Origin of the sequence: Streptomyces diastatochromogenes (assembly GCF_002242805.1) — a bacterium.
In the GTDB taxonomy this organism is placed as follows: domain Bacteria; phylum Actinomycetota; class Actinomycetes; order Streptomycetales; family Streptomycetaceae; genus Streptomyces; species Streptomyces diastatochromogenes.
Genome location: NZ_MCGQ01000008.1, coordinates 269918 through 284967 on the forward strand (window position 1 = coordinate 269918; position 15050 = coordinate 284967).

The window sequence follows — 15050 nt, forward strand, 5'->3', positions numbered from 1 at the left end:
GGCGGGACCAGTCACCCCCCACACCGCGCAACCCGGGCAAGCACCCGCAACGCCCGCCCCAGCTCACCCTCCGGCACCGACGCCAGCCCAACCCTGACCGCATCCGCCGTACGACTCGCCCCGACAGAGAACGCCGTACCCGGAGTGACAGCAATCCCCCGCGCCCACGCAGCCGCCGCGAACGTGTCCGCCCGCCACGGCGCAGGCAGCTCCCACCAGGCAAAGTACGCCGCCGGATCAGACCGCACGGCAAACCCGTCCAACTCCTCCGCAACCACCCGCTGCCGCCGCCCCGCATCCCCCCGCTTCGCCTCGACCAGCCGCCCCACAGTCCCGTCCGAGATCCACCGCACAGCCGCCTCCAACGCGAAGGACCCCGCACTCCACCCCCCGGACCGAATGGCCCGAGCCACCGCCTCGACCCGCTCCCCCGGTACGAGGACGAACCCCACCGTGAGCCCCGGCGCCACCCGCTTGGACAGCCCGTCGACAAGGTGAACGAGCCCCGGCGCGAGCGCGGCGAGCGGAGGTTCGTCACAGCGGTGCAGAAAGGACCAGATCCGGTCCTCCACGACCGGTATCCCCAGGCTGTGGATGACCTCGACCAGCCGCACCCGCCGCTCGGCGCCCAGCGTCAGCGAGGTCGGATTGTGCAGCGTCGGCTGGAGATAGAGCGCGGACAGGGGAGCGGCACGGTGAGCCGCCACGACGGACTCGGCGACCACCCCCTCCTCGTCCACCGTGAGCGGCACGAGGACGATCCCGAGCCGCCCCGCGATCTCCTTGACCAGCGGATACGTCAACGGCTCGACCCCGACCCGCCCACCCGGCCGCACCAGGGACGCAAGTGTGGCCGCGATGGCCTGACGCGCGTTCCCGGTGAACAGAACCCGCTCGGGGTCGGCCCGCAGCCCACCCCCGCCCAGCAACCCCGCAACCGCTTCCCGCGCCGCCGCCGTGCCCGCGGCCGGCGCGGGCCGCAGCGCCTCCCCCAGCGCGTCCGGCCGCAGCAGGGCCGCAAGGGCGGGAGCCAACAGCTCCGACTGCCCGGGCGCGGAGGGGTAGTTCAACTCCAGGTTCACGGGCACGGCCCCCGCCACCTCGGTCAGCGCACGCCCCGGCTGCGCGTCGGCCTCGCCGGCCCGGACGAAGGTCCCACGCCCGACCTCACCCACCACCAGCCCACGGCGGACGAGTTCGCCGTACACCCGCCCCGCCGTCGACGCGGCGATCCCGTGCCGCCGCGCGAACGCCCGCTGCGGCGGCAGCCGCTGCCCCGGCCGGAGCCGCCCGCCGGTGATGTCACCGGCGATCCGGTCGGCGATACGCCGGTAGTCGTCCACAAGTCCCCCCACCACACCGCCACATCACATTGCACCGAGGGCAAAGATTTTATTGCACCGAGGAGTTGGAGCTGCCTAGGGTCGATCACATGAGCCCCTTCCTCGCATACGAGGACAAGGGGGACAAGAGAGACACCGATGTCTCCTCCCGCGTCCCCCTCGTCCTCGTCCACGGCCACCCCTTCGACCGCACCATGTGGGCCCCGCAGCTGACCGCGTTCTCCACCGACCGCCGGGTGATCGCCCCCGACCTGCGCGGCTACGGCTCCTCCCCCGTGACCCCCGGCACCGTCCCGCTCGCCCGCCACGCCCAGGACATCGAGGAACTGCTGGACTTCCTGGGAGTGGACTCCTTCGTGCTGGCCGGGCTGTCGATGGGCGGCCAGATCGCCATGGAGTGCTACGACCGCTTCGGCGACCGCGTCCGGGGCCTGGTCCTCGCCGACACCTTCCCCGACCCCGAGACACCCGAGGGCAGGCGGGGCCGACGCGCCATGGCCGACCGGCTGCTCGCCGAGGGCATGCGCGGCTACGCCGACGAGGTCCTGGAGAAGATGGCCGCCCCGTACGCCGACCCCGAGGTCAAGGCCCACGTCCACCGCATGATGACGGCCACCGCCCCCGAGGGCGCCGCGGCCTCCCTGCGCGGCCGCGCCGAACGCCCCGACTACCGGCCCCTGTTGACCAGGGTCACCGTGCCCGCGCTGGTCGTCGTCGGCGCCGACGACACCTACACCCCGGTGGCGGACGCGGAGGCGATGCACGCGGCACTGCCCGACTCCGTCCTGCACGTCGTGGCGGGCGCGGCCCACATGCCGAACCTGGAGCGGGCGGAGGAGTTCAACGAGGTGTTGGGCAAATTCCTGACCGAGGTCGACTCACGCTCGTAGTCTCGGAGGCGTGAGACAAGGCCCTGGGCGCGGACTCGGTTCCTGGTCGACGGGACTGCTCCTCGCCGGGGTGAGCGTGGTCGTCGGCTGCCGGGTGGCCGGCACCGACGGCATCACGCCCGTGCCGCAGCTGCTCGCCTTCCTGCCCTGGCTGCTCGTGCCGACCGCCCTCGCCCTGCTGTGCGCGCTGCTGGCCCGCTGGTGGCCGGGGCTGGTGTGGGGAGTCGTCGTACTGGGGCTGCTGGCCTGGTACCTGGAGCCGTACGGGAAGACCACGGAACCCGGCGGCCCGCCCGTCGCCGCCCTCCGCGTGCTGACCTCGAACGTCGAGTTCGGGCGCGGCACCCCCGCCCTGGTCCCGCAGATCCGCCGCAACCGCCCCGACCTCGTCTTCGTGGAGGAGTGCGAGTACACCTGCCAGGCCACGCTGGAAAGGGACTTCGCCCACGCCTACCCGCACCGGCAGGCGGTGGTCGCGGGCGGCTCCCACGGCTCCCTCATCCTCAGCCGCTTCCCGCTGAAGGGCACGGCCGGCGTCCCCGGCACGATGGGCATGCCCGGCGCCGTGGCCGACGTACGCGGCCACGCCGTCCGCGTCCAGCTCGCCCACCCCATGCCCCCGCTCCCCGGCCAGGTGGGCCTCTGGCGCCGGGAACTCGGCCGCCTCCGCGCCTTCGCCGCCGCCGACCCCCACACCCCCACCCTCCTCGCCGGCGACTTCAACGCGTCCCAGGACCACGCGGCCTTCCGCCGCATCCTGGACGCCGGCCTGAGCGACGCCGCCCGCCTCGCCGGCCACGACCGCACCGCCAGCTGGCCCGCCCGCACGTCCTCCGTCATCGGCGCCCAGATCGACCACGTCCTGCTCTCCTCCCCGGACTTCTCCGCGACCGACGCCCGCTTCCTGCGCCTGACCGGCACCGACCACCGCGCACTCGTCGTCGACATCACGCTCCACCAGCGCGGATGACCCCGGGCGGGCCGGATCGAAGCGGTCATAATGGGCGCATGTCCCGCGAGTTCCCCATCGGCCTCACCCCTCCCGACTGGCTGGTCCGGAACCTCCAACCCCACCGCGCCCCCCTCAACTGGCCCGCGATGGTCCGGGCCGCACTCGCGATGGCACTCCCCCTGGCGATCGGGCTCGCGGCCGGGCAGCCGACGTACGGCGCGCTCGCCTCCATGGGCGCTCTGTCCGGCGTCATCAGCGACACCGCCGACGCCTACCGCATGCGCATCCTCAACATCGCGGTCCCGCAGCTGTTCGGCGCGGTGGGCATCACCGTGGGCTCCCTGGTGTACGGCCAGGGGTGGTACGCGGTGGCCGCCGTCACCGCCGTCGCCCTGCTGTCCGGAATGATCTCGACGATCGGCGCGGTGTCCTCCGTATCCGGACTCCTGCTGCTCCTGAACGCCGTGGTCGGCGCGGGACTTCCGCTCCCCGGCCCCTGGTGGCTGCCCGCGGCCCTGACGGCCGGCGGCGGCCTCCTCGTCCTCGTCCTGGCGCTGCTCGCCTGGCCGCTGCGGGCCGGGGTGCCGGAGCGCGCGTCGGTCGCGGCCGCCTACCGCACGGTGGCCGACCTGCTGGCCGCCTGCGGCGACCCGGACCGCTACGTCACCACCCGCTTCGACGTCACCCAGTCCCTCAACCAGGCCTACGACCTCGTCCTCGCCCACCGCGCCCGCCACCACGGCCGCAGCCGCGAACTCACCCGCCTCCTCGCCCAGTTGAACGCGATCACCCCGGTGGTCGAGGCGGCCCCCGCCGTCCACCTCACCGGCCGCCCGCTCCCGCCGGAGGTCCCCGAGGCGGTCCGCCACCTGGCCGAGGCCATCGAAACCGGCTACACGGGCCCGATACCCCTGCCACCCCTCCCCACCACCACGGAGACCACACGGGCCGTCGCCCACGCCCTGCGCCACACGGCCGGCGTCGTCACGTCCCCCGACGTGGACCCCCGGGGAATCGACGACCGCCTGGGCCGCCCGGCCGCCCTGAGCATCCGCACGGCCCGCGCCGCCCGCAACGTGGTCCTCTCCGCGAACTCCTGGAGCTACGGCCTGCGCCTGGCGGTCTGCATCGGCATCGCCCAGGCCCTGGTCTCCCTCGTCCCCGTCCCCCGCTCCTACTGGGTGGCCCTGACCATCACCTTCGTCCTCAAGCCCGACTTCGGTTCGGTGTTCTCGCGGGCACTGCTCCGGGCGCTGGGCACGGTGGCGGGCCTGGTGATCGCGGCGGCGGTACTGGCAGAGGTCCCGCCAGGCTGGTGGGACGTCCCGGCGATGCTGCTCCTCGCCCCTCTCATCCCGGCGCTGACCCCCAGGGGCTACGGCTACCAAACCGCAGCAATCACCCCAGTCATCCTCCTCCTCTCCGACATCCTGAACCACAAGGGCACGGCCCTCCTGTTCCCCCGCCTCCTGGACTCCCTCATGGGCTGCGCGATCGCCCTGATCGCGGGCTACCTGCTCTGGCCGGAGAGCTGGCACACCCGGGTCGGCGACCGCCTGGCGGACGCGGTCGCCGACACCGCGGCCTACGTCGAGGCGGCCTTCGGCCAGGACACCGACCCCGCCGCCCGCGCCCGCATGCGCCGCCGCCTCTACCGCGACCTCTCGGCCATCCGCACGGAGTTCCAGCGGGCCCTGACGGAACCCCCGCCGACCGGCCGCCGCGCGGCGGCCTGGTGGCCCCTGGTGGTCGCGGTCGAACGCATCGTGGACGCGACGACCGCGGCACGGGTCCGGGTGAGACACGGGGCGCCACCACCATCACCAGCAGAGATCTCCCAAGTGACCCTGCAACTGCGGGAGTTGTCGGAGGGCGTACGGGAGGCGGAAACACTCGTGTCGGTCCGCACGGACCTCACCGGCCCGCCGGGGAGCGTCCTGGAACCCCTCCGCCAGGAGGTGGCGGCCGCGCGGGCGATCGCGTCGCCACACTGACATGCGGTCGAGACTCGGCTGAGACTCGCCCCTCCCCAAGATTGCAATCCAGGGCCGCTAACCTTACGTGTCCGTCCTGGCCAGGGATTAAACGGGCATCAACTCACGCGAAGGGTTGCGCACATGGGCATTCTCACTCTCCTGCGGAACGCGTTCGGCCGGTCACGCAAAGCGCGTGCCGCCGAGGCAGAGGGTGCGGAACACGTTCCTTCGCAGGAGCAGCACCAGGAGCCGGCACCGATCCCCTCCCCGGCCACCGAGCCGACCCCCACCCCCACCCCCGAAATCCCCGAGCCCCGCTCCGCCGAGCCGGACGAACACGAACTGGTCTCGGCAGCCTTCAACAACGTAACGGTCCCAACACCGACGACCGAGACCGCGGCCGAGCCGGTGACGGAGCCGGTCGCCGAGGTCGAGCCTGTGGTGGAGCCGGTGGCAGAGCCGGTCGCCGAGGCAGAGCCTGTCGCGGAACCGGTGGCGGAGCCCGTTACCGAGGCAGAGCCGGTGGCGGAGCGCGTCGCCGAGGCAGAGCCGGTGGCGGAGCCCGTCGCCGAGATCGCTCCGGAGCCTGAGCCCGAGCCTGTGGTGGAGCCGGTCGCCGAGACCGTTGCCGAGGCCGAGCCTGTGGTGGAGCCGGTCGCCGAGGCAGAGCCTGTCGCCGAACCGGTGGCGGAGCCCCTTACCGAGGCAGAGCCGGCGGCGGAGCCCGTCGCCGAGGTCGCTCCGGAGCCGGAGCCCGAGCCCGAGCCGGTGATCGAGCCCGAGCCGGTGGTGGAGGTCGCCGCCGAGGCAGAGCCGGTGACGGAACCGGCGGCCGAGACCGTTGCCGAGGTCGAACCGGTGGCGGAGCCCGTCGCCGAGATCGAGCCGGCGGCCGAGGCCGCTCCGGAGCCTGAGGCCATCATCGAGCCGGAGCCGGCAGCCGCCGAGGCGCAGGACGAGCCGCAGGCCGCCGACGGCGAGGACGCCCCACAGGGGCCACCCGCAGCCGACAACGAGACCCGCACGGGTGGTGCGGGTGGGAACGAGACCGCCGAAGGCGAAGCCGAGGCGGAACCGCAGCCGCAGCCGCAGCCGCAGGCAACCGCCGAGGCGGAACCGCAACCGCAGGCAACCGCCGAGCCGGAACCGGCCAAGCTCACCCCGGCCACCGCGCTCACCCGAGTAAAGTCCCGCACCCCCTCCCTCACCACCGCCTACAAGGCAGCCACCACCACCCTCAAGAACACCAACCTCACCGGCACCCGAGCGAAGCTCTACCTCGTGCTCGACCGCTCCGCGAGCATGCGCCCGTACTACAAGGACGGCTCCGCCCAGGCCCTCGCCGACCAGACCCTCGCCCTCGCCGCCCACCTCGACCCCGAGGCCACGGTCCACGTCGTCTTCTTCTCCACGGAGGTCGACGGCACCACCGACCTCACCCTCACCCCGGACCACGAGACCAAGATCGACGACGTCCACGCCGGCCTCGGCCGCATGGGCCGTACCAGCTACCACGCCGCCGTGGAAGCCGTACTCACCCACCACGAGAAGACCGCGGACACCACCCCCGCCCTGGTGATCTTCCAGACGGACGGCGCCCCCGACGCGAAGACCCCCGCCACCCAGTCCCTCACCGAGGCCGCGAAGAACCACCCCTCCGTGTTCTTCTCCTTCGTCGCCTTCGGCGAGCACGACAACAAGGCCTTCGACTACCTCCGCAAACTGAAGACCGACAACACGTCCTTCTTCCACGCGGGCCCGACCCCGCGCGAGCTGACGGACACGGAGCTGTACGAGGGCGTACTGGCCAACTGGCGCCCGTAACCACTCGTAACTCTCCGCAACCCCCCGCACCCCCATGCCGCCCGCTTCTCACCCCGTAAAACGGGAAGCGGGCGGCATACACACGTCGGCTACGATTTCAAGGTTCGTAAAACACCCCGACCTGGGAGCAGCCCGCGATGGCTCGACACCTCATCACCAGCGCCCTTCCGTACATCAACGGGATCAAGCACCTGGGCAACATGGTGGGGTCCATGCTCCCGGCGGACGTGTACTCCCGTTACCTCCGCCAGCGCGGCCACGAGGTCCTGTACATCTGCGCGACCGACGAGCACGGCACCCCCGCCGAGCTGGCCGCCAAGGAGCAGGGCCTCCCGGTGGACGAGTTCTGCGCCCAGGCGCACGACGCGCAGAAGGCGGTCTACGACGGCTTCGCGCTGGCCTTCGACTACTTCGGCCGCAGCTCCTCCGCGGAGAACCGGGACATCACCCAGCACTTCGCCCGCAAGCTCAACGAGAACGGCTTCATCGAAGAGCGCGCCATCCGCCAGGTGTACTCGCCCACCGACGGCCGCTTCCTCCCGGACCGCTACGTCGAGGGCACCTGCCCGCACTGCGGCTACGACAAGGCCCGCGGCGACCAGTGCGAGAACTGCACCCGCGTCCTCGACCCGACGGACCTGATCAACCCCCGCTCGGCGATCTCGGGCTCCACGGACCTGGAGGTCCGCGAGACCAAGCACCTCTTCCTCCTCCAGTCCAAGCTGGAGAACGAGGTCCGCGAGTGGGTGGCCCGCCACGACAGGGACTGGCCGCAGCTGGCCTCCTCCATCGCCCACAAGTGGCTGACCGAGGGCCTGCACGACCGCGCGATCACCCGTGACCTGGACTGGGGCGTCCCGGTCCCGGCGGACACCTGGCCCGAGCTGGCGGCCGAGGGCAAGGTCTTCTACGTCTGGTTCGACGCCCCGATCGAGTACCTCGGCGCGACCAAGGAGTGGTCCGACCAGGACCCGGAGAACCGCGACTGGAAGTCCTGGTGGTACGACGTCGACACCGACGTCCGCTACACGCAGTTCATGGCCAAGGACAACGTCCCGTTCCACACGGTGATGTTCCCGGCCACCGAGCTGGGCGTGCGCGAGCCGTGGAAGAAGGTCGACTTCGTCAAGGCCTTCAACTGGCTGACGTACTACGGAGGCAAGTTCTCCACCTCGCAGAAGCGGGGCGTCTTCACCGACCAGGCCCTGGAGATCCTCCCCGCCGACTACTGGCGCTACTTCCTGATCGCCAACGCGCCCGAGTCCGACGACTCGTCCTTCACCTGGGAGCACTTCACGGCCACGGTGAACAAGGACCTGGCCGACACCCTCGGCAACTTCGTCAACCGCGTCCTGTCCTTCTCGAAGAAGCGCTTCGGCGAGGAGGTCCCGGCGGGCGGCGAGCCCGGCGAGGCGGAGGCGAAGCTGGGCGAGGAGATCGCGCGCCTGCTCGCGGAGTACGAGGAGCACATGGAGGCCCTCCAGTTCCGCAAGGCGGCCGCCGCGCTGCGCGCCCTGTGGTCGGCCGGCAACTCCTACCTGGAGGAGAAGGCCCCCTGGCTGGAGATCAAGACCGACAAGGACGGCGCGGCCCTCACCCTGCGCACGGCGATGAACCTGATCCACCTCTACTCGGTGGTCTCGGAGCCCTTCATCCCGGCGACGGCGGCCACCATGCGCCAGGCCTTCTCGCTGCAGGACGACACCGCGGCCTGGGCCACCCCGGAGACGGCGAAGTCCCTCACCTCCGTCCCCGCCGGCACCCCCTTCACGGTCCCCCCGGTCCTCTTCGCCAAGCTGACGGAAGAGGACCTGGAGACCTACAAGGAGCGCTTCGGCGGCGAGTAGGCGTACAGGGCGATGAATCCGGGATGCAACGCCAAGTGCGCACGCCGAGTCGCCGAAGCCGCGATCAGCAGCCGGCGCACGATCTGACGCGGCCGCTTTCGGCGTCAGCTAGTGGCGGACCGCGGCGCGATCGTCGTGATCGTCCTCCGGGCACTTCACGTTGACCGTCTGGGACTGGCTCTGGGCCTGGGACTGGGACTGGGTGTTGGTGACGGTGACGTTGACGGTGATGGAGCTTTGATCCTTGGCGGAAGGGTCACCCTTGGTGACGTGGAAGCTACTGGCGACGGTCTTCCCCGCCAAGGACGGCGAGATACCCACGGTCACGGTGATGGGCATGTATGCCTGCTTGGATCCCAGGGTGTCCGAGCGGGTGCAACTCAGGCTGGGGGACGTCTTGCAGCTCCAGCCACTTCCGCCGGCAGCGAGTGCGGTCATGCCCGCGGGCAGGGTACCGGTGACCTTGACGGCGGCCTTGCCGGTCGCGCCGGGCCCGGGGTTGCCGACGGTGATCGTGTAGGTCCCCGTCCCGCCTGCGACGAACGCCTGCTGGTGGGACTCGGCGATGCTCAGCGAGTGCCCGGTACCGGCGTGGGCAGGCGCAACGAGCGAGGTCGACAACCCTGCCGCCATCACAACCGGAAGCGAAGCGACCAGCAGCCGTCGTCGGGATTTTTGCGTCACATTGTCTCCTTGAGGAACTGTCGGCCATCCCCTGCCACCGCGTTCCCCGGGAGGGGCGGACACGGGATCCGAGCCGCAGCAGGAGAGGTGACAAGGCGTGAGAACCGCAGGCGTCCGAATCCGGCAGCCTGGGACGCAAGTACATATACCTTTAATTAATACCGCGTAATACTCATATCGGTCATACATGCCTCTCGGGCACCCGACCGGCCCAGCCGGACTCCAGGAAACGGTCCATGGCCAACGCGCCCTGCGCATACGGCAAAGGGCCCGGGGAACGGTGCCGTGTCGAGTCACCGCTCCCCAGGCCCTCGGTGGTTCAGCTTGCGGTGAGCACCCTTGCGCCGGTCGTCGTCGCCAGCTCGGTCGGCAGGTTCTTCGCGGACGTCTCCAGGCCCGCGGTGAGCGTCGGCGTCCAGTTCACCGTCGTCTTGATCTTCTTCGACGAGGCGGAGTTGTACGCGGCGACGAGGTCGGTCGCCGTCCCGTTGACGAGGTTGCCGCCGCCCGCGACGGACCCCGTACCGTCACCGCTCAGCAGCTTGGAGACCTTGCCGCCGCTCGGCACCTTCCAGTAGTTGTCCTCGGCGACGACCTGGGCCTTGGCACGGGAGTTGATGCTGTACAGCGGGGCGTACCCGTCGAGGGTCGTCGTGTCGTACACGTTGTTGTACACGTGGATCTGGCCGATGCGGGCGAGCGGCGCCCGCTGCACGATGCCCTTCCACACGTTGTGGTGGATGGAGACGTGCAGCTTGCCGGTGCTGTCCGTGTCGCTGCTGCCGATCAGCATGGTCTTGTCGTGGTCGACGAACTGGTTGCGCTCGACGGTGACCAGGTCGGAGCCCTTGGTGATGTCGAGGGCGCCGTCGTGGATCTGGTACTCGCGGCCGTAGTACTTGGGGTTGGCGCTGTCGAGGTGGGGCGCGTCGGTGAACGTGTTGTGGTCCGCCCACACATGGCTGGCGGCCCGCAGCGTCACGGCGTCGTAGGCGGAGTTCCAGTTGCCGTCGTCCCCGTCGGTCGGGTCCCACTGCGGGAAGCAGTCCTCGGTGGCGGAGAAGGCGAGGTTGCGGATGATGACGTTGTCGACGTCCTTCACCTGGAGGCTGCCGCCGGTGATCCCGGCGTTGGTGCCCGGGACGCCCACGATGCTGGTGTTGGCGGGCACCTTGAAGACGATGTTCTTGGCCTGCTTGGCCTGGGCGGCGGCGCGGGCCTTCTCCTGGGTGCCGGAGGGCAGCTTGGAGCGGCCGTAGGTGGCGGGGTCGTACGCCTTCAGGTAGGCGGAGAGCGAGTAACCGGTCCCCGCCGCATAGTCCGCGCAGCTCACCTTCTTCCCACTGTCATCGGTGTTGGCGTCGATGGTGCCCTTGATCTTGACGATCCGGGGCGTGGTGTCGGAGGCCGACCCCAGCGCCTTCACGAGCTGCGCCCGGGTGGAGACGGTGAAGGTGTGCGCGGAGTCGGCCTTCGCGCCGCCGGTGGTCCCCGTGCCCGAGGCGGCCCAGCCGTCCTTGGCGGGCAGCGTCTGGTGGTACAGGTCGGCGGCGTCGGCGTTCGCGTTCATCACGAACACACCGGCGCCGACGCCCGCGACCACGACGGCGGCGGACACGGCGAGGGTGCGCCGCTTACGGAGGGACCGGCGGTGGGAGGAGGCTGCCACGGAGGAGTCCTTAGGGTCTGCTGAAGATGCCTTACGACCCCTCAGTGGCCGCCGCTCCCGGTTAAGTTGCCGCGCCGCACACAATTCCTTTTCCTGCCGGCTAGGCCAGGTACCCGAGCACGAGCGCACCGACCACGGGCGCGGCGTAGACGAGCGGAAACGGAATGTGCGAGTACCACCGCGCCCGGGCCACGGTCACCGCGGCCCCCACGAAGTAGACCACCAGCCCCACGCCCGCCAGCACCCCGACGACCGGCACGAACAACCCCACCACCAGCCCCACGGCCCCCGCGGCCTTGGCCACCCCCAGCGGGGTCCACCACCCCCGCGGCACCCGGTAGTCGGTGAGCGCCTGCACGATCCACTGGGCCCGCATGAGCAACACGGTCCCGGAGAACCCGGCCATCAGCGCGGCGAGCAGGGTGACGACGACGTGGGCGATACGCATGAGAGGCTCCCAACGAGCGATCACTGAGTGACGGACACCCCACTGACACCCGTCGCCACGCATGTGTGACAGCGGCCCGGAAAAATTCTCAGCCCGAGATGAACGTTTCGGGCTCGAGGAGCTGAGACACACCGCTGGATACACCGCGGCACAGGCCGAGGCGGCATCGGCCTGAGTGAACCGGGGGCGAGGCATCCGTACACCCCTCCCCGGTTCTGGCAGAGTACGGATGCCGTGAACCTCCCCGAACCCCACCGGCGGCTTCTCTCGGATGTCGTCGCTGTAGGCAGCCCGTACGGGCTCGTGCTCGCCGGCGGATACGCCCTTCAGGCGCACGGCCTGCTCCGACGCCCGCATGCCAACCTCGACTTCGCCACCGAGAGTGCCGAGGTCATGGACCGGATCGCCGGTGCCGTCGGTGCGGCGCTGGAGGCGCGGGGGCGGCAGGTGCGGGCCGGGGCCGGCACCGTGCTGACCGCGCAGCTGACCGTCACGGACCCGCCGAGCGGTGAGCCGTGTGCGCTCGCGCTGCACAAGGAGGCGTTCTGGCAGCCGCCGCAGCTCACCGAGTACGGCCCCGCCCTCTCCCTGGAGGACGCCGTCGGTACGAAGATCCGGGCCCTGTACGACCGGGGCGCGGCCGTCGACCTGATCGACGCACAGGCGGCGGCGACCCGCTTCTCCCTCCCCGGCCTGGAGGAACTGGGCCGCCGCCACGCCCACGACCCCTTCGACCTGCCCACCCTCCAGTCCCGCCTCACCGGAACGGACTGGTACGCGGATGCGGACTTCGTCCGTTACGGATTGTCCGAACCGCAGGTCGACGACCTGCGCGCCTGGGCCCAGCGCTGGTCCGACGACATCGCCGAGCGGTTGTTGGAGGACGGTGCGTCCCCCGACTGACAGCAGGGTGTCAGCTGCCGTTGTTCGTGACGTCCGGGGCCACGCCGAGGGTGAGATGGGCGCGTACGCCCCTGGCGATGTGCTTCCTGTCGTACGCGAGGTACAGCAGGCCGCCCGCGTGACCGTTGCCGGGGTAGATCGTGTCCTCGTCGAGGGTGGTGCGGGTCGTGGTGTTGGTGGAGTACGGCTCCACGTCCCCCGTCAGCAGCACCGCCTTCTCGGCGAAGAACAGCTGGCCGGTGTGGCAGGTGTGGCCGCCCTCGTAGCCGGCGTCGGTCCACGTCCCGTCGACGTGCACCTTGACGTGGATGTGCACGCAGCGGCCCTGGTACCAGCCGGGGAACACCGTCCGGAAGGTGACGTGGCCGTGTTTGTCCGTGCGCCAGGTGCCGCGCAGGTAGCGCTTGTCGTCGGTGGGTTCCTGGTGCCCGCCGCCACCGCCACCGGGCCCTCCGGAAGGGGGCGCGCCGGTCGGGGTGCCCGTGGGAGTCTCCGTCGGCGTGCCCGACGGCGCCGGGCCACCGCCCCCGCCCCCGCCGCTGCCCATCGCCTCGTACCCGGAGTAGACGCCCACGGCGTTGCAGTGCCAGATGTCGACCGCCGCGTCCCTCAGCGGCTTGCAGGTCTCCGCGTCGATCACCTTGAGCGTGAGCGCGAGGGGGACGCCCTCCTCGTCCTCGGTGACGTCCTGCCGGATCTTGTCGGCGTCGATGTAGTACGGCCCCTCGACCAGCTCCGAGGTCAGCGTGTAGCACGTGTCCTCGGAGGCGCCCTCGTGCGAGGTCTCCTCCTGCGCGGAGGCGCTGACGGCGAAGGCGCCGCCGACCCCCACCGCCGTGATGGCCACACCGCCGGCCGCCAGCATCGTACGGCGCGTCAACTTGCCCATGTCCTGCGATTCCTGAGTATCCGTCATGGCGAGGACCGTAGAAGCGGGGAACCCCGCGGGAACATCGGAAAGACCTGTGAATCGAGATGCGCAAGCGGAAGGGCTCGAAACCGACGCCGGTTTCGAGCCCTTCCTGCCGATCCTGCCGGACCGTGCCCTACTTCGGCTGCGGCTTCCGGATGTTCAGGTGCAGCTCCCGCAGGCGGGTCTCGTCCAGCTCGGTCGGGGCGCCCATCATCAGGTCCTGGGCGTTGCCGTTGAGCGGGAAGGCGATCGTCTCGCGGATGTTGGGCTCGTCGGCGAGGAGCATGACGATGCGGTCGACGCCGGGCGCGATGCCGCCGTGCGGCGGGGCGCCGAAGCGGAACGCGCGGAGCATGCCGGCGAACTTGTCCTCGACGGTGTCGCGGTCGTAACCCGCGATCTCGAAGGCCTTCAGCATGATCTCGGGCTCGTGGTTCCGGATCGCGCCGGAGGACAGCTCGACGCCGTTGCAGACGATGTCGTACTGCCAGCCGAGGATGTCCAGCGGGTCCTGGGTCTCCAGGGCCTCCAGGCCGCCCTGCGGCATCGAGAAGGGGTTGTGGGAGAAGTCGATCCCGCCGGTCTCCTCGTCCTTCTCGTACATCGGGAAGTCGACGATCCAGCAGAAGCGGAAGACGCCCTCCTCGAAGTGGCCGGCGCGCCGGGCCGCCTCGACGCGGACCGCGCCCATGATCTTCGAGACCTCGTCGAACTCGCCCGCGCCGAAGAAGACCGCGTGGCCGGGGGCCAGGGAGAGACGCTTGGTCAGCTCCGCGACGTTGTCCTCGGTCAGGAACTTCGCGATCGGACCGGACAGCGAGCCGTCCTCGGCCACGCGCACCCAGGCCAGGCCCTTGGCGCCCTGCTCGACGGCGTAGTCACCGAGCTGGTCGAAGAACTTGCGGGGCTGCGCGGAGACGTCCGGCACCGGCAGCGCGCGCACGTGCTTGCCCGCGAACGCCTTGAACTCCGAGCCCTCGAAGACATCGGTGATGTCCACCAGCTCCAGCTTGGCGCGCAGGTCCGGCTTGTCGGAGCCGTACTTCAGCATCGCCTCGCGGAACGGGATGCGCGGGAAGGGGGAGGTGACGTGACGGCCGTTGCCGAACTCCTCGAAGAGTTCGGTCATCAGCTTCTCGACCGGCTGGAAGATGTCCTCCTGCTCGACGAAGGACATCTCGATGTCGAGCTGGTAGAACTCGCCCGGCGAGCGGTCCGCGCGGGCGTCCTCGTCGCGGAAGCAGGGCGCGATCTGGAAGTAGCGGTCGAAGCCGGAGATCATCAGCAGCTGCTTGAACTGCTGCGGGGCCTGCGGCAGCGCGTAGAACTTGCCCGGGTGCACACGGGAGGGGACCACGTAGTCGCGGGCGCCCTCGGGGGAGGTGGCGGACAGGATCGGCGTCGCCATCTCGTTGAAGCCCATCGCCGCCATCTTGTGCCGCATCGCGGAGATCACGGCCGTACGCAGCATGATGTTGCGGTGCATGCGCTCACGGCGCAGGTCCAGGAAGCGGTACTCCAGGCGCCGCTCCTCGTTGACCCCGTCCTCGGCGTTGATCGTGAAGGGCAGCGGGGCGGCCGCGCCGAGCAGCTCGACCTCG

12 protein-coding genes are annotated in these 15050 nt (G+C 70.7%); 6 read left to right on the plus strand and 6 right to left on the minus strand.

The genetic code is table 11. The features are described 5' to 3' along the window. Nucleotides 1–11: 11 nt before the first annotated feature. Nucleotides 12–1343: an aminotransferase-like domain-containing protein gene (locus BEK98_RS09570; RefSeq protein ID WP_094216011.1), complete on the minus strand. Its 1332-nt coding sequence runs from the start codon at nt 1341–1343 to the stop codon at nt 12–14. Nucleotides 1344–1432: 89 nt separating this feature from the next. On the opposite strand from BEK98_RS09570, the gene BEK98_RS09575 reads away from it, so the two are divergent. From BEK98_RS09575 to metG, 5 genes are all read left to right on the plus strand, one after another. Continuing rightward, a complete protein-coding gene (locus tag BEK98_RS09575; protein WP_094215980.1) occupies nt 1433–2233 on the plus strand; it encodes an alpha/beta fold hydrolase in 801 nt (266 codons plus the stop codon). 10 nt (nt 2234–2243) lie between these two features. Next, nucleotides 2244–3203, plus strand: a complete 960-nt coding sequence (locus tag BEK98_RS09580) for an endonuclease/exonuclease/phosphatase family protein (protein ID WP_094215981.1) — start codon at nt 2244–2246, stop codon at nt 3201–3203. 38 nt (nt 3204–3241) lie between these two features. Further along, a complete protein-coding gene (locus BEK98_RS09585; protein WP_094215982.1) occupies nt 3242–5179 on the plus strand; it encodes an FUSC family protein in 1938 nt (645 codons plus the stop codon). Between the two features lie 123 nt (nt 5180–5302). Further along, on the plus strand, nt 5303–6985 hold the full coding sequence (locus BEK98_RS09590; protein ID WP_094215983.1) for a VWA domain-containing protein: 1683 nt from the start codon (nt 5303–5305) through the stop codon (nt 6983–6985). A gap of 137 nt (nt 6986–7122) precedes the next feature. Continuing rightward, nucleotides 7123–8832, plus strand: a complete 1710-nt coding sequence (metG, locus tag BEK98_RS09595; RefSeq protein WP_094215984.1) for a methionine--tRNA ligase — start codon at nt 7123–7125, stop codon at nt 8830–8832. Nucleotides 8833–8940: 108 nt separating this feature from the next. Here metG and BEK98_RS09600 read toward each other — a convergent pair whose 3' ends face one another. The 3 genes from BEK98_RS09600 to BEK98_RS09610 form a co-directional block, all read right to left on the minus strand. After that, nucleotides 8941–9516 carry a DUF11 domain-containing protein gene (locus BEK98_RS09600; protein ID WP_167444116.1) on the minus strand — a complete coding sequence of 192 codons (576 nt, stop codon included), beginning with the start codon at nt 9514–9516 and terminating at the stop codon, nt 8941–8943. 319 nt (nt 9517–9835) lie between these two features. Next, the gene (locus BEK98_RS09605) at nt 9836–11185 is read right to left on the minus strand and encodes a pectate lyase family protein (protein ID WP_094215986.1); all 1350 of its coding nucleotides are present in this window, start codon (nt 11183–11185) and stop codon (nt 9836–9838) included. 100 nt (nt 11186–11285) lie between these two features. Next, nucleotides 11286–11633, minus strand: a complete 348-nt coding sequence (locus tag BEK98_RS09610; protein ID WP_094215987.1) for a DoxX family protein — start codon at nt 11631–11633, stop codon at nt 11286–11288. 234 nt (nt 11634–11867) lie between these two features. Between BEK98_RS09610 and BEK98_RS09615 the strand changes: the two genes are divergently transcribed. Next, nucleotides 11868–12536 carry a nucleotidyl transferase AbiEii/AbiGii toxin family protein gene (locus BEK98_RS09615; RefSeq protein ID WP_094215988.1) on the plus strand — a complete coding sequence of 223 codons (669 nt, stop codon included), beginning with the start codon at nt 11868–11870 and terminating at the stop codon, nt 12534–12536. Nucleotides 12537–12546: 10 nt separating this feature from the next. On the opposite strand, the gene BEK98_RS09620 is transcribed toward BEK98_RS09615, so the two are convergent. Further along, on the minus strand, nt 12547–13452 hold the full coding sequence (locus BEK98_RS09620; protein WP_094215989.1) for an intradiol ring-cleavage dioxygenase: 906 nt from the start codon (nt 13450–13452) through the stop codon (nt 12547–12549). 130 nt (nt 13453–13582) lie between these two features. Further along, nucleotides 13583–15050: aspartate--tRNA ligase (gene aspS, locus BEK98_RS09625; protein ID WP_094215990.1), on the minus strand; the 1468-nt coding region annotated here is incomplete at its 5' end.

Coding starts and splice junctions, on each gene's coding strand:
- BEK98_RS09620 (WP_094215989.1), bottom strand. CDS start 13,452: ATGACGGATACTCAGGAATCGCAGGACATGGGCAAGTTGACGCGCCGT.
- metG (WP_094215984.1), top strand. CDS start 7,123: ATGGCTCGACACCTCATCACCAGCGCCCTTCCGTACATCAACGGGATC.
- BEK98_RS09610 (WP_094215987.1), bottom strand. CDS start 11,633: ATGCGTATCGCCCACGTCGTCGTCACCCTGCTCGCCGCGCTGATGGCC.
- BEK98_RS09585 (WP_094215982.1), top strand. CDS start 3,242: ATGTCCCGCGAGTTCCCCATCGGCCTCACCCCTCCCGACTGGCTGGTC.
- BEK98_RS09575 (WP_094215980.1), top strand. CDS start 1,433: ATGAGCCCCTTCCTCGCATACGAGGACAAGGGGGACAAGAGAGACACC.
- BEK98_RS09590 (WP_094215983.1), top strand. CDS start 5,303: ATGGGCATTCTCACTCTCCTGCGGAACGCGTTCGGCCGGTCACGCAAA.